The following is a 13,936-nucleotide window of genomic DNA, read 5'->3' on the forward strand; positions in this document are numbered from 1 at the left end:
CGTGAGGAGGGACGCATCGTCCAGTGGCGCGATGCTCGCCGGGCGGCTACTTGATCGCCATGGAAAGCCGTTTCCGCATTGAAGATCCCGCCGGCGCCGCCGCCCGCCGCGAGGCCGCCGTCCAGCGCCTGCGCGACGAGACCGGCATAGACGAGACCATGATCGACGCCCTGGTCGAAGGCTTCTACGCCCGCGTCCGAGACGACGCCCTGATCGGCCCAATCTTCGCGGCCCGTATCAACGACTGGGCGCCGCATCTGGCGCAGATGAAACTGTTCTGGTCGTCGGTCGCCCTGTCTACCGGCGTCTATCAGGGCCGGCCGATGCCGAAACACCTGCCCCTGCCCATCGACGCCCGCCACTTCGACCGCTGGCTGGAGCTGTTCGCCGAGACCGCCCGAGACCTGTGCCCGCCTGTCGCCGCCGCCCACTTCATCGAACGCGCCCGCCGCATCGCCGAAAGCCTGGAACTGGGGATCGCAACCGCCAACGGGACGCGTCTGGCCAAGGGCGAGCGGTTCGTGCGGCCGACGCAGGCCTGGACGCCGGGCTAGGTCAGGCCGAACGATCCTCCAGCGTATGGAAGATGCGGGTTATGACGACATTCGCCCGCTCGACATGATAGCGGATGACATAACCAGCCTGCCCAAATCGGACGACCATGTCCCGGCCGCCAAGCAGGTTCTTCGGCGCGCGCTCGGGATAGGTTTCCAATGTCCTCAACGCCTCGTCCAGCACATCCGCAGCACGAAGAGCAGTGCTCGGCGCTACATCGGCCAGAAAGTTCGAGACGCGGATCAGATCGCTGCGCGCGGGTGGCAGCAACCGGACCCGATACTTCACGACTTCTCCGCCAGCCGTCGAGCCAGATTGGCATGGAAGTCCTGCAAGGCGTCCTCAAGCGGGATGGTCTCGCCCGTCCGCTCATATTCCGCCCAGCGTTCGGCGTCCTCCGCGACCCAAGCCGCCGAATATTCGCTGACGCCTGTGATGCTGATGTCGCCGATCACGTTTTCCAGCGCTTTCAAGGCATAGGCCGTCGGTTCCACGCCGGCCGCTTCGGCCGCAGCCTTCAGCCGCCGCGCCTGATCTTCGTTCAGATGGATGTCGAAACCATCGGCCATGCCGTGACGATAACCCAGCCCGCAGACCGCCGCAATGTTCACACATTGTTCTTGCTTCAATCGCGCGATTCATCCCCATATAGCGATGTCGCGCCGGACCCGCCCGGCCCTTCCCGCGTTCTCCGGACAGCATGACCGAAAAGCATAACTTCATCCGCGTTCGCGGCGCCCGCGAGCATAATCTCAAGGGCGTGGACCTCGACATCCCGCGCGAGCAGCTGGTGGTGATGACCGGGCTGTCGGGCTCGGGCAAGTCTTCCCTGGCGTTCGACACCATCTACGCCGAGGGCCAGCGGCGCTATGTCGAGAGCCTGTCGGCCTATGCCCGCCAGTTTCTGGAACTGATGGGCAAGCCGGATGTGGACCTGATCGAGGGCCTGTCGCCGGCCATCTCCATCGAACAGAAGACGACGTCCAAGAACCCGCGCTCGACCGTCGGCACGGTGACCGAGATCCACGACTATATGCGTCTGCTGTGGGCGCGGGTCGGCGTGCCCTATTCGCCGGCCACCGGCCTGCCCATCGAAAGCCAGACCATCAGCCAGATGGTCGACAAGCTGGTCGCCCTGCCCGACGGCGAGCGAATCCTGCTGCTGGCGCCCGTCGTTCGGGGCCGCAAGGGCGAGTACAAGAAGGAAATCGCCGAATGGCAGCGTCAGGGCTTCCAGCGCCTGAAGATCGACGGGCAATTCTATCCGATCGACGAAGCCCCGACTCTGGACAAGAAGTTCAAACACGACATCGACATCGTCGTGGACCGGATCGTCACCAAGCCTGACCAGGAAGCCCGATACGCCGACAGTCTTCAGACCGCCCTGGGTCTGGCCGACGGCATCGCCAACGCCGAGTGGGCGAGCACAGCCGAGGGCGAGACCGCGCCGCGCAGCCTGCTGTTCTCCGAGCGGTTCGCCTGTCCGGTGTCCGGCTTCACCATTTCAGAGATTGAGCCGCGGCTGTTCTCGTTCAACAATCCGTTCGGCGCCTGCCCGGTCTGTGACGGTCTTGGAGTCAAGCTGGCCTTCGACGCCGACCTGGTGATCCCGGATCGCGACAAGAGCCTGCACAAGGGCGCCGTCGCCCCATGGGCGCGCGGCCCCTCGCCCCTCTACACCCAGACGCTTCAGTCGCTGAGCCGCCACTACGGCTTCTCGATGGACGTCGCCTGGCGCGAGCTTCCGGCCCAGGCGCACAAGGCGATCCTGTATGGAACCGGCGCCGAGAAGATCAAGTTCACCTATGACGACAATGCCCGAAAATACGAGGTCTCCAAGCCGTTCGAAGGCGTGCTGCCGAACCTAGAGCGTCGCTGGCGCGAGACCGACAGCGCCTGGGTGCGCGAGGAACTGGCCCGCTACCAGTCCGAGACCCCCTGCGACGCCTGCCACGGCAAGCGGCTGAAGCCCGAGGCCCTGGCGGTCAAGGTCGGGGGCCAGGACATCGCCGACGTCTCCACCCTGTCGATCAAGAAGGCCTACGACTGGGTCCAGGCCCTGCCCGAGGCGCTCAGCGACAAGCAGATGGAGATCGGCCGGCGCATCCTGAAGGAGATCGGCGACCGGCTGCGGTTCCTGAATAACGTCGGCCTGGACTATCTGTCGCTATCGCGCGCCTCCGGCACCCTGTCGGGCGGCGAGAGCCAGCGCATTCGTCTGGCGTCACAGATCGGCTCGGGCCTGACCGGCGTCCTCTATGTGCTGGACGAACCCTCCATCGGCCTGCACCAGCGCGACAACACCCGACTGCTGGAAAGCCTGAAAGGGCTGCGCGACCTGGGCAACTCGGTCCTGGTGGTCGAGCATGATGAGGAAGCCATCCTGACCGCCGACTATGTCATCGACATGGGCCCCGCCGCCGGCGTCCACGGCGGCGAGGTCTGCGCCGAGGGCACGCCGGCTCAGGTCATGGCCAATCCGAAGTCGCTGACCGGAAAATATCTGACCGGCGAACGCGAGATCGAAATTCCCGCCGACGGCCGTCGTCCCATCGACCGCAAACGGATGCTGAAGATCAGCGGCGCCAGCGGCAACAATCTGAAGAGCGTCACTGGCGAGATCCCCGTCGGCGTCTTCACCTGCATCACCGGCGTGTCCGGCGGCGGCAAGTCCACCTTCACCATCGAGACCCTGTACAAGGCCGCCGCGCGCCGCCTGAACAATGCGTCCGAAGCCCCCGCCCCCTTCGACCGGATCGAAGGACTGGAGCATTTCGACAAGGTCATCGACATCGACCAGTCGCCCATCGGGCGCACCCCGCGTTCGAATCCGGCGACCTATACCGGCGCCTTCGGCCCGATCCGCGACTGGTACGCCGGACTGCCGGAATCCAAGGCGCGCGGCTACGGCCCCGGCCGGTTCAGCTTCAACGTCAAGGGCGGTCGCTGCGAGGCCTGCCAGGGCGACGGCGTCATCAAGATCGAGATGCACTTCCTGCCCGACGTCTATGTCACCTGCGACGTCTGCAAGGGCAAACGCTATAACCGCGAGACGCTGGAGATCGTGTTCAAGGGCAAGTCCATCTCGGACGTGCTGGACATGACGGTCGAGGAGGCCGCGACCTTCTTCAAGGCCGTGCCGCCGATCCGCGACAAGATGTTGACGCTGGAACGGGTAGGCTTGGGTTACGTCAAGGTCGGCCAGCCGGCGACCACCCTGTCCGGCGGCGAGGCCCAGCGGGTCAAGCTGTCCAAGGAGCTGTCGAAACGGGCCACCGGCCGCACCTTGTATATCCTCGACGAGCCGACGACGGGCCTGCATTTCGAGGACACGCGCAAGCTGTTGGAGGTGCTTCAGGAACTGGTCGAGGCCGGCAACACCATCGTGGTGATTGAGCACAATCTGGATGTCATCAAGGTCGCCGACTACCTGCTGGACTTCGGTCCCGAAGGCGGCGATGGCGGCGGCGAGATCGTCGCGGTCGGCACGCCCGAACAGGTGGCGGCCAACAGCGCCAGTTGGACCGGCAAATACCTCAAGGAGGTGCTGGATCGAAACGAAACCCGGCGCAAGGCGCGGGTTGCGGCCTTGGGCGGATCCGTAGGCGAGCCGGCGAAGAAGAAGCGGGCCAAGGCGTCGGCCTGACGCCATTCGTCTCCCTCGCCGCCGGAAACCGGCGGCGAGGGAAAGATGAGATTCAGCGCGGCTTCAGCGCTGCCCAGGCCGCCGAGAACGGGGCATAGAGCACGGCCAGTTGCAGCGCCGACATCAGGGCGTTGACCATCGACGACACCAGAATGGCAGGCCAGGCCTGAGCGAGAATCTGCATCGTGCCGACGCCGTCAAAGCGGGCGAGGGTCTGAATCCCGCCGGTCATCAAATCGGTCGCCGCCCCGATGATCATGCCCAGAATGCTGACGATCAGGGACATGATGACCGCGATGACGGCCATGCCCAGCAGCGCCCAGAAATGTCCCTTGGTGGCGGCGAACGACTCGAACAGCGTGATCTTGCGGCGATCGACGGTCATCGCCACAGCTAGACTGAACTTGATCGCCAGCCAGACGATCAGGGCGAAGACGGCGAAGATCAGCAATACGCCCGCCAGGATCAGCAGAGGCTGCCCCGATGCGGAGCCGAAGCCGATGGCGGCGCCCACCAAGGCCATGCCCACGCCCGAGGCGAGACCCACGATGAGACTGACCAGCAGGCTGACGACCAGCACGCGCACCTCGTCCATGCCCACGCGGACATAGCCCCAGCGCGACTCTTCGGGACGCAGGACCGAACGTGCGACGGCGGCGCTCAGCACCGTCCCGATCAACAGCCCGGCCGGCGCCGCCCAGGCCAGCGCGCCGGCATAGACCTGACCCAGGGCCTGGAAGTCCGCCATCGACGGATTGGCCGACTGCTCCAACGCCTCGCCCGCCGCCATCAGGGCCGCCCATTTGTCGGCGCCCAGGCCGAACATGACGACATACATCAACAGATAGACCAGCCCCCAGGCCAGGGCGACGACCGGATGACGACGAACGACCCGAAAGCCTTCGAAGGCGGCGTCGGTGGCGGAAAAACTCATGACAACTCCGGGTCAGATTCGAAGGCAGGTTAGCGCATTCTCTCCGGCGCGTCCTGCGGCGCGCCATCCGGCAACTGGCGGACGGCTGAAGCGAACAGTGCGTTCAACAAGGTCATCTCCTGCCGGAGACGAACCCACCTGGAAGCAGCAGCAATTCCCGGCGCGACCAAGGCCTCACTGATGGAGAAGGTCTCGCCCATGTGGTTTCTCCAGCGGCGTCCAGCGTTCGAGCCGGCGATAGGCCGCGCCAAGGTAACCCGTCGTCAGCGGCGCCTGAACCGCGATCAGCACGACCGCCCCGACGATCCAGCCTGACGTTCTGGACAGCAGCCCAACCGCCCACAGAACAGTCAGGACCAGCGTCGGGATCGCCGTGATCGCCTGCCCGATCATCAAGGGCCACAGGGCGCCACGCGCGATGCTCATGCTTTGCAGCGACACCATATGCCCGCGCCCGATCGTCGCCGGCGCGAACAGGGACAGCCGCACGCTAAAAGCGACGACGGCGAACAGGGCGAAGGCCGTCACCAGCGCCAGCAAGGCCAGCTTCCAGACCGGGCCGACCGCGCTCCACTGGCGCAGTTCGATGGCCTGGGCGTTCAGTTCGGCCATGCCGAACAGGGCCAGCAGCACCAGGGCGACGACCGACAGGATCATGGCCAGGAAGACCGCACACAGCAGGCCGGCGCCCAGCAGGCGCAACTCGGGTCGGCCGAACTGAAGCCCCGCCGGCCCCAGGCCCAGCCGCCGCGCCTGCGGCAAGTCCTCCGTGATGGCGATCCGGCCGAGCGCCCCGGCCAGCACCAGCGTCGCGACCAGGCCGAACGGCGCCCAGATCAGGCTCGCCGCGCCCGCCGCCAGAGGCTGGATGCCCCAGATCACGGCGGCGGCCAGGATCGCGCCCCAGGCCCCGCGCCACAGACCAGGCAGGGCATCGACCGTCGCCCGCAACGTCTCGCCCAGTCGCAGAACCCGATGCCCGTCCAAATCTCGCCCCCGATTACCGGCGGCGGATATAGCAGGGGACCATGACACCGCGCCACCCGCCCGCTAGAAGGCCGCGATGATCGCTTCCTCCTCTTCCCCCATCCACGTCATCGGCGGCGGTTTAGCCGGTTCCGAAGCCGCCTGGCAGATCGCCAACGCCGGCGTGCCCGTCATCCTGCACGAGATGCGCGGCGTCCCCGGCGTCAAGACCGACGCCCACCACACCGATGGCCTGGCCGAGCTGGTCTGCTCCAACTCCTTCCGCTCGGACGACTGGGAGCACAACGCCGTGGGCCTGCTGCATGCCGAGATGCGTGCGCTGGATTCCATCATCATGGCCTGTGGCGACATCAATCAGGTGCCGGCGGGCGGCGCCCTGGCCGTGGACCGCGACGCCTTCTCCCAGGCCGTGACCGCAAAGCTGGCGGCCCACCCGCTGATCACCATCGTGCGTGAAGAGATCGCCGGCCTGCCGCCGGAAGATTGGGACAATGTCATCGTCGCCACCGGCCCCCTGACCTCGCCGGCCCTGGCCGAGGCCATCCTGAAGGCGACCGGCGAGGAAAGCCTCAGCTTCTTCGACGCCATCGCCCCCATCGTCCACGCCGACTCGATCGACTTCGACATCGCCTGGCGTCAGTCGCGCTATGACAAGGAAGGCCCTGGCGGCGACGCCGCCGCCTACGTCAACTGTCCGATGAACAAGGCGCAGTACGAGGCCTTCATCGACGCTCTAGTGAACGGGCCCAAGGCCGAGTTCAAGGAATGGGAGCACGTCCCCTATTTCGACGGCTGCCTTCCCATCGAGGTCATGGCCGAACGGGGTCGCGAGACCCTGCGCCACGGCCCGATGAAGCCCGTCGGCCTGACCAACCCGCGCGACCCGCTGGTCAAGGCCTACGCCATAGTCCAGCTGCGTCAGGACAATGCGCTGGGCACCCTGTTCAACATGGTCGGCTTCCAGACCAAGCTGAAGCATGGGGCGCAGGCCGAGACTTTCCGCATGATCCCCGGCCTGCAGAACGCCCAGTTCGCGCGTCTGGGCGGCCTGCACCGCAACACCTATCTGAACAGCCCGCACCTGCTGGACAGGCAACTGCGCCTCAAGGCCATGCCGCGCCTGCGTTTCGCCGGTCAGGTGACGGGCGTCGAGGGCTATGTCGAAAGCGCCGCCATGGGCCTTTTGACCGGCCGCCTCGCCGCAGCCCAGGCGCTGGGTCGCGACCTGTCGCCGCCGCCGCCCGAGACCGCTATGGGCGCCCTGGTCGAACACATCACCGGCGGGCATCTGGAAGGCTCCAAGTTCCAGCCGATGAACATCAACTACGGCCTGCTGCCGCCGCTTGAGGCGCCCAAGGTGGACGAGGCCGGCGTCAAGATTCCGCTCAAGGAACGCGGCCGGGCCAAGAAGCGCCTGATGAGCATACGGGCGATGGAAAGCCTGAAGGCGTGGCGCGACGCGGCGACTACTCGCTAAGGATTTCGACCACGGCTGAAATGATCACCAGCAGCAGTGGCGGGCTGGCGATCATTATGGCGACGCGATAACGCCTGAAGATAAATGTCGCCCAGCCCGTCAGCGGACAGGCCAATAGGGAAACGTAGAAAATCGCGAAAGCGAGCGCCGAGCCGAACCGTTCGTCCTTTTCGAGATCGTCCAATGCGAAAAACACGGCAAGCGACGCGACCCACGTTCCAAAGAGCCCGAAAAGCGTCGCAACGGCGAGAATGACAAGTGCTGGCTTTCGCCAGTCATCCCGAGAATAACGCGTCATTGCCAAATGCCGGTCCGATAGTTTCGAGGTGCCGCAGCCCACTATCCACGCTCTTTAAGCGCGAACAAGCACTTCAGCGCAGCTTGGGCAGGCCCGGCCGGAACCCCAGCGTCATCCCGCCCAGCAGGATCACGCCGACGCCCATCAACACCCAGGCCTGGGTCAGGTCGGCCATATGGTCGCGCAACAGGCCGGCGCCCAGCGGCGACAGGCTGGCGATGATGTAGCCGCCGCCCTGGACGAAGGCGAGCAGGTCGCCCGACCGCGCGGGGTCGTCGATCTGATCCATCGCCAGGATCAGGCTCAGCGGAAAGACGGCCCCTATCCCCAGGCCGAGGACCAGCACCACCGGAACCGCCAGGCTGACCGGCGCGATCACCAGTCCGGCCAGACCAAGCAGGGCCAACACCAGCGCCGTCAGGATCGGTCCGCGCCGATCGGGGAACCGGCCGATGGTCATCGACACCAGCAGCCCCGCCATGACCTCGGCGCCGGTCATGCCGCTGAGCAGATAACCCGCCGTCGCCCTCGGCTGGCCCAGGTCGATATAGAAGGGCGGCAGCCAGGCCAGCACCAGCGTATAGGCCGACGTGCCCAGCCCCATGATCAGGATCAGACGCCAGGCCCGGCCCTGACGCCAGAAAGGAAGCTCCGGGTCCGTCGCCTCGACCACGGCGGCTCGGTTCGGCTCCTCGGCCGCCGGATCGCGTGAAGCGGCCAGCCAGATGATCGAAGCGACAAAAGCCGGCACGCTCCACAGCGCCAGGGTTCCGGCCCAGCCGACCGCCTCGGCCAAGCCCGCCGCCGTCGCCGCCGCGATGGCCGCGCCGCCCATGATGCCGGTGGTGTAGAGCGCCATGACCGTGCCGAACCGGGTGGGAAAGGCCCGTTTGATGACGACCGGCGCCAAGGCCTGGATCAAGGCCACGCCGACCCCGACGACCGCTGCGCTGGCGATCAGGCCCGCCGTATCGCTCAGCACCGCGCGAACCAGGCAGGCTCCGCCGATCAGCAGCGCGCCCAGCAAGACCCCGCGCCGCTCGCCCAGCCGCCGGCGCAACGGCCGGATCGACAGGGCGCCCAGACCGATCATCAGAACCGGCAAGGTGGTCAGCAAGCTGGCGGCGGTGGACCCCATGCCCGTCGCGCCTTCGATCAGGTCCAGCAGCGGCCCGACCGCCGCCATCGCCGGACGCAGGTTCAGCGCCAGGGCGACGATGGCCGCCAGCAACAGCAGCGACGCGCCACGCATCGGCGCGGCGTCAGGTCGTGCGGTCATGATGAGGACTCCCAGCGAAATTCGCGCTAGTCTCTCGACCTCAAGTATCTCGATGTCAAGATAACCATGCCCGACAGAGCCTCCCGCGCCGCCGCCCAATGGGCCGTCCAGCGCCCCGACCTGGACATGCTGCCGATGGAGGTGCTGGGCCGTCTGAACGAAGCGTCGCAGCTGGTGATCCGCGAGCGCCAGACGCCGCTATTCGCACGCTATGGCCTGCAGCATGGCGAGTTCGACGTGCTGGCGACGCTGCGTCGCTCCAGCCAGCGAGACGGGCTGACGCCGACGGCGCTGTTCGAGGCGGCTATGATGTCGTCGGGCGGCATGACCGCCCGTATCGATCGGCTGGAAAAGGCGGGTCTGGTCGAGCGCCGGCCCCACCCGAGCGACCGTCGGGCCACCCTGGTCCGCCTGACCGACAAGGGGTTCGACCTGATCGACTCAATCATGCCCAGCCATCAGGACACAGCGCGAGAAGCGCTGGCGGGGTTGTCGCTTGAGGAACAGAAGAGGCTGAACACCCTGCTGGCGCGCCTGATCGCCGGCCTGAACGGCTAGGTCAGATCCGGCCGCGCAGAACGGCCCACAGCAGGCGCAGCCGCTTCAACGGTTCGGGCCGGTTCGGGTCGGCCAGGGCGGCGTGGGCGACGGCGGGGAAGCCGACCGGCGGCAGACGCTTCAGCGCGGCGTTGGCGGCGGATCGCAGGGCCGCCGCCTCTTCTGCTCGGCCGGTCTGGGCCAGTCCCCAGACACGGCCCGCGTCGGCGACGGCCGCGTCATGACCCTCGCCTGCCAGGATCCGCACCCCGACTTGCATCGGCCCGACGTAGAAGGCGTCCAGGTCGTGCGGTTCTTCGCGCACACGGCCGATATGGGCCTCGATCAGGCCGTCGAACGGGGCGCGGTCCAGGCCGTGGCGGGCGACGAGGTCGGTCAGGGCCTCCAGCACCGGATGGCCCTTGCGGGGGACGCCGGCGAAGACGCCGTCCATCTGTTCCGCCCACCAGGTGTAGCGCATCTCGGCCAGCAGGGGCTGGGTCACGCGCGTGGGGATCGTCATCAGCTCGGCCTCGAAGGCGTAGAGCGCGATCAGGTCGGCGCGAGCACGCGCATCCGCGACCAGGCGGCTGGACAGCCAGCGGTCGAGGTCGGCGGTGCGGACCTGTTGGTCGAGGGTATCCGCAGCCTCGGTCAAGCTGCGCGCGACACCGCGAAATCGGCGAGGTCTTCCAAAGCCGTGCGCCAGTCGCTGGACGGCAGAACCGACAAGGCCGCCTTGGCCTGATCGGCATAGTCGCCGGCCAGGTCCAGCGTCGCGCCGATGGCGCCCGAACCGATGATCAGTTCGCGGGCGCGGGTGAAGTCTTCGGGCGTGCGCTCGCCCTTGGTCACGGTGCGCTCCCAGAAGGCCTCTTCACGGCCCTTGGTGCGGGCGACGGCCAGCAGCAGCGGCAGGGTCGCCTTGCCCTCGTTGAAGTCGTCGCCGGCGTTCTTGCCCAGGGCCTCGGCCGTCGCGCCGTAATCCAGGGCGTCGTCGGCCAGCTGGAAGGCGATGCCCAAGGCCATGCCGTAGTCGCGCAAAGCCGTGGTCGCGGCCGGATCGGCCCCGGCGCCCACCGCGCCGGCCTCGGCGGCGGCGGCGAACAGTTCGGCCGTCTTGGCCGAAATGATCTGCAGATAGGTGGCCTGGTCCAGGTTCAGGTCGTGGGCGCGGGTCAGTTGCAGCACCTCGCCCTCGGAGATCACGCGCGACGCCTCGGCCAGAATGCCCAGGGCGCGCATCGAATCGGTCTCGACCATCAGCTCGAAGGCGCGGGCGAACAGGAAGTCGCCGACCAGGACGCTGGTGGGCGCGCCCCAGATCAGGTGGGCTGCGACCTTGCCGCGGCGCAGCTCGGACGCATCGACGATGTCGTCGTGCAGCAGGGTGGCGGTGTGAATGAACTCGACCGCGGCGGCCAGCTTCAGCGGCGCGTCGATGTCGCCTGTCGCGCCCACAGCGCGGGCGGCGGCGACAGTCATCAGGGGGCGCAGACGCTTGCCGCCCGCCGACACCAGATGCTCCGCCAGCTTGGGGATGATCGGCACGTCCGACTGCATCCGGTCCAGGATCAGGGCGTCCACAGCGGCCATGTCGACCTCAGCCAGCCGGACAAGGGCGTTGACGTCCCCCTTCGGGCGGGGAGCGGCGGCGATGGCGACGTCCAAACGGATACTCTTTCACTGGCGCGGCGGACCGCGTCGAAGGATTTTGCGGCCGGGCCGGCTTGCCCCCGCGAGTTGCGGCGCACAATGATGTTCGCCCCCTTGAGGGTCAAGGAGATTGAGGCTTGGACGCGGTCGAAACCCTGCCGACGGAAATCGTCGAGAACGGCCTGTTGAACGGTCGGGTGCGCCTGCGTCAACCCGCGCGCGGCTATCGCGCCGGGATGGATGCGGCCCTTCTGGCGGCGGCGGTCCCGGCCGAGGCGGGCCAGAGCGTGATCGAGGCGGGCTGCGGCGCAGGCGCCGTCCTGATGCAGATCGCGGCGCGCCGACCAGGGGTCGTACTGACGGGGCTGGAGCGCGATCCGGCCATGGCGGCGCTGGCGGTGGAGAACGCGGCCCTGAACGGGCTGGCCGCCACCACTGCGATTCGACAGGGCGAGGTGGCGGCGGGGTTCAGGGCGCTGGGGGTCGAATCTGGCGACTGGGCCGTGTCCAATCCGCCCTTCTTCGACGACGCAGGGGCTTTGCGCGCGCCGGCCGAAGGCAAGCGCGGAGCCTGGATGGCCGACGACGGGCTGAAGGCCTGGACCGACTTCCTGCTGAAGGCGGTGAAGGAAGGCGGGCGGATCGTCGTGATCCACCGGGCGGACCGGCTGGCGGACCTGCTGGCCTTGCTGGGCGAGAAGGCCGGATCCTTCGCCATACGGCCTGTCCACGCTTTCGCGGACGAGCCGGCCAAACGCGTGCTGGTCCACGCCATCAAGACCGGGCGGGCGCCGCTGCGACTGTTGCCTGCGCTGGTGCTGCACGACCGCGATGGCGCCAAGCACACCGATCAGACCGAAGCCATACTGCGCGGCGAGGCGGCGCTGGACTGGTGATCTGGCGCGGCGCTCGGGTGGTCAATCGCCGCCGGAACGCCTAAATGCCGCCTCCTGACGAAAACGAGCGCGCTCCGTGTCAACCGACGACCTTCAGCATGATCTGCCCCAAGATATTCAAGATGGCCTGATCGCCGTCGGCGAGGCCGCGCGCGACCTGCGCGACCCGTGGTGGATCTTCGGCGGGGCGGCCATGGCCCTGTATGGTCTGACAGACCTGCATGTGCCTGACATCGACGTTCTGTGTGCGCCGCGCGACGCGCGCACGCTGCTGGCGGAACTGGGCGGCGAGGTGATCGCCGATCCGGGTGAAGGCCTGTTCCGCTCGGCCGTCTTCGGTCGTGCGCCTGACCAGCCGATCCTGGTGGAGGTCATGGCCGATCTGGAGACCCGCGACGGCGCCGACTGGACCCAGGTCGCCTTCGGTTCACGCCGCCTCGTCTTCGTCGAGGATACGCCCCTGTTCGTACCCGACATCCGGGACCACATCGCCCTGTACCGCCTGTTCGGCCGCCCCAAGGATCTGGCGCGGGTCGAGCAGCTTGAACGACTGATCGCCTGATGCCCTTCCCCTTCGACATATCCGCCAAAGAATGCCGCGCCCGCACCGGCGTGCTGAAGACCGCGCGCGGCGACATCCGCACCCCCGCCTTCATGCCTGTGGGCACGGCGGCGACGGTCAAGGCAATGACGGTCGACCAAGTCAAGGCGACCGGCGCCGACATCATCCTGGGCAACACCTATCACCTGATGCTGCGCCCCGGCCCCGAGCGGATGGAGCGTCTGGGCGGGCTTCACAAATTCATGGGCTGGGACAAGCCGATCCTGACCGACAGCGGCGGGTTCCAGGTCATGTCCCTGGCCGGGATTTCGAAGGTGAAGGAAGAGGCCGTGACCTTCTCCTCCCATATCGACGGCTCCAAACACGTCCTGACGCCCGAACGCTCGATCGAGATCCAGGCCGACCGGATCGGCGCCGACATCTCGATGCAACTGGACCAGTGCGTCGCCTATCCGGCCGAGAAGGATGCGGCGAAGAAGGCGATGGAGTTGTCGATCCGCTGGGGCGCCCGGTCCAAAGCCCGGTTCGGCGAACGCGAGAGCCAGGCCCTGTTCGGCATCCAGCAGGGCTCGACCTTTGAGGATCTGCGCCGCCAGTCGTCGGAACAGCTTCAGGAGATCGGCTTCGACGGCTACGCTATCGGCGGCCTGGCGGTCGGCGAAGGCCACCAGGCCATGTGCGAGGTGTTGGACTATGCACCCGAGTTCCTGCCCAAGGACCGCCCCCGCTATCTGATGGGGGTGGGCAAGCCGGTCGATCTGGTCGAGGCAGTGTGGCGCGGCGTGGATATGTTCGACTGCGTCCTGCCGACGCGCGCGGGTCGCCACGGCCAGGCCTGGACCTGGGACGGTCCGCTGAACCTGAAGAACGCCCGGTTCGCCGAGGATCAGGACCCGCTGGACCCCGCGATCGACGGGCCGTCATCGCAGTATTCGAAGGCCTATCTGCACCACCTGATCCGCGCCGACGAAATCCTCGGCAAGGTCCTGCTCAGCTGGCACAATATCGCCTTTTACCAGGCGCTGACGGCGGCCATGCGCGCCGCGATTTCGGAGGGCCGCTTCGAAGCCTTCCGCCGCGACTTCCACGCTCGTCACACGTCGAACTGA

15 protein-coding genes are annotated in these 13,936 nt (G+C 67.2%); 7 read left to right on the plus strand and 8 right to left on the minus strand.

Annotation, left to right across the window (positions count from 1 at the left end; translation table 11 throughout):
* Positions 1-59 precede the first annotated feature (59 nt).
* Complete coding sequence (locus tag ACP69V_RS09855) at positions 60-554, plus strand: group III truncated hemoglobin (protein WP_426024051.1); 495 nt, start codon at positions 60-62, stop codon at positions 552-554.
* 1 nt (position 555) lies between these two features.
* On the opposite strand, the gene ACP69V_RS09860 is transcribed toward ACP69V_RS09855, so the two are convergent.
* Complete coding sequence (locus ACP69V_RS09860) at positions 556-843, minus strand: type II toxin-antitoxin system RelE/ParE family toxin (RefSeq protein WP_426023667.1); 288 nt, start codon at positions 841-843, stop codon at positions 556-558.
* On the minus strand, positions 840-1,184 hold the full coding sequence (locus ACP69V_RS09865; protein ID WP_426023668.1) for a hypothetical protein: 345 nt from the start codon (positions 1,182-1,184) through the stop codon (positions 840-842). Before ACP69V_RS09865 ends, ACP69V_RS09860 begins: the two co-directional genes overlap by 4 nt.
* A gap of 71 nt (positions 1,185-1,255) precedes the next feature.
* Between ACP69V_RS09865 and uvrA the strand changes: the two genes are divergently transcribed.
* Positions 1,256-4,201: an excinuclease ABC subunit UvrA gene (gene uvrA / locus ACP69V_RS09870; RefSeq protein WP_426023669.1), complete on the plus strand. Its 2,946-nt coding sequence runs from the start codon at positions 1,256-1,258 to the stop codon at positions 4,199-4,201.
* 52 nt (positions 4,202-4,253) lie between these two features.
* On the opposite strand, the gene ACP69V_RS09875 is transcribed toward uvrA, so the two are convergent.
* Together ACP69V_RS09875 and ACP69V_RS09880 are read right to left on the minus strand one after the other, a co-directional pair.
* Entirely contained in the window at positions 4,254-5,135 is an 882-nt protein-coding gene (locus tag ACP69V_RS09875) for a hypothetical protein (RefSeq protein WP_426023670.1), read from the minus strand.
* Between the two features lie 174 nt (positions 5,136-5,309).
* Positions 5,310-6,122, minus strand: a complete 813-nt coding sequence (locus ACP69V_RS09880) for a hypothetical protein (RefSeq protein WP_426023671.1) — start codon at positions 6,120-6,122, stop codon at positions 5,310-5,312.
* A 76-nt stretch (positions 6,123-6,198) separates the two neighbouring features.
* Between ACP69V_RS09880 and trmFO the strand changes: the two genes are divergently transcribed.
* Positions 6,199-7,599 carry a methylenetetrahydrofolate--tRNA-(uracil(54)-C(5))-methyltransferase (FADH(2)-oxidizing) TrmFO gene (gene trmFO, locus ACP69V_RS09885; protein WP_426023672.1) on the plus strand — a complete coding sequence of 467 codons (1,401 nt, stop codon included), beginning with the start codon at positions 6,199-6,201 and terminating at the stop codon, positions 7,597-7,599.
* Here the strand turns inward: trmFO and ACP69V_RS09890 are convergent.
* Positions 7,589-7,897: a hypothetical protein gene (locus tag ACP69V_RS09890; protein WP_426023673.1), complete on the minus strand. Its 309-nt coding sequence runs from the start codon at positions 7,895-7,897 to the stop codon at positions 7,589-7,591. The two genes, trmFO and ACP69V_RS09890, sit on opposite strands and share 11 nt — an antisense overlap.
* 73 nt (positions 7,898-7,970) lie before the next feature.
* Positions 7,971-9,176, minus strand: coding sequence for an MFS transporter (locus ACP69V_RS09895; protein WP_426023674.1), 1,206 nt, complete (start codon positions 9,174-9,176; stop codon positions 7,971-7,973).
* 66 nt (positions 9,177-9,242) lie between these two features.
* On the opposite strand from ACP69V_RS09895, the gene ACP69V_RS09900 reads away from it, so the two are divergent.
* Positions 9,243-9,734 carry a MarR family winged helix-turn-helix transcriptional regulator gene (locus tag ACP69V_RS09900; protein ID WP_426023675.1) on the plus strand — a complete coding sequence of 164 codons (492 nt, stop codon included), beginning with the start codon at positions 9,243-9,245 and terminating at the stop codon, positions 9,732-9,734.
* Position 9,735: 1 nt separating this feature from the next.
* Here ACP69V_RS09900 and ACP69V_RS09905 read toward each other — a convergent pair whose 3' ends face one another.
* Both ACP69V_RS09905 and ACP69V_RS09910 read right to left on the minus strand, forming a co-directional pair.
* Complete coding sequence (locus ACP69V_RS09905) at positions 9,736-10,371, minus strand: squalene/phytoene synthase family protein (protein WP_426023676.1); 636 nt, start codon at positions 10,369-10,371, stop codon at positions 9,736-9,738.
* A complete protein-coding gene (locus ACP69V_RS09910; protein ID WP_426023677.1) occupies positions 10,368-11,384 on the minus strand; it encodes a polyprenyl synthetase family protein in 1,017 nt (338 codons plus the stop codon). Before ACP69V_RS09910 ends, ACP69V_RS09905 begins: the two co-directional genes overlap by 4 nt.
* A 122-nt stretch (positions 11,385-11,506) precedes the next feature.
* Here ACP69V_RS09910 and ACP69V_RS09915 point away from each other — a divergent pair, with 122 nt between their 5' ends.
* From ACP69V_RS09915 to tgt, 3 genes are all read left to right on the plus strand, one after another.
* The gene (locus ACP69V_RS09915; protein ID WP_426023678.1) at positions 11,507-12,265 is read left to right on the plus strand and encodes a tRNA1(Val) (adenine(37)-N6)-methyltransferase; all 759 of its coding nucleotides are present in this window, start codon (positions 11,507-11,509) and stop codon (positions 12,263-12,265) included.
* 76 nt (positions 12,266-12,341) lie between these two features.
* Positions 12,342-12,827 carry a hypothetical protein gene (locus tag ACP69V_RS09920; RefSeq protein ID WP_426023679.1) on the plus strand — a complete coding sequence of 162 codons (486 nt, stop codon included), beginning with the start codon at positions 12,342-12,344 and terminating at the stop codon, positions 12,825-12,827.
* Complete coding sequence (gene tgt / locus ACP69V_RS09925; protein ID WP_426024052.1) at positions 12,824-13,936, plus strand: tRNA guanosine(34) transglycosylase Tgt; 1,113 nt, start codon at positions 12,824-12,826, stop codon at positions 13,934-13,936. Before ACP69V_RS09920 ends, tgt begins: the two co-directional genes overlap by 4 nt.

The sequence above is a fragment of the Brevundimonas sp. PWP3-1b1 genome (assembly GCF_049896065.1).
Classification (GTDB): domain Bacteria; phylum Pseudomonadota; class Alphaproteobacteria; order Caulobacterales; family Caulobacteraceae; genus Brevundimonas; species Brevundimonas intermedia_B.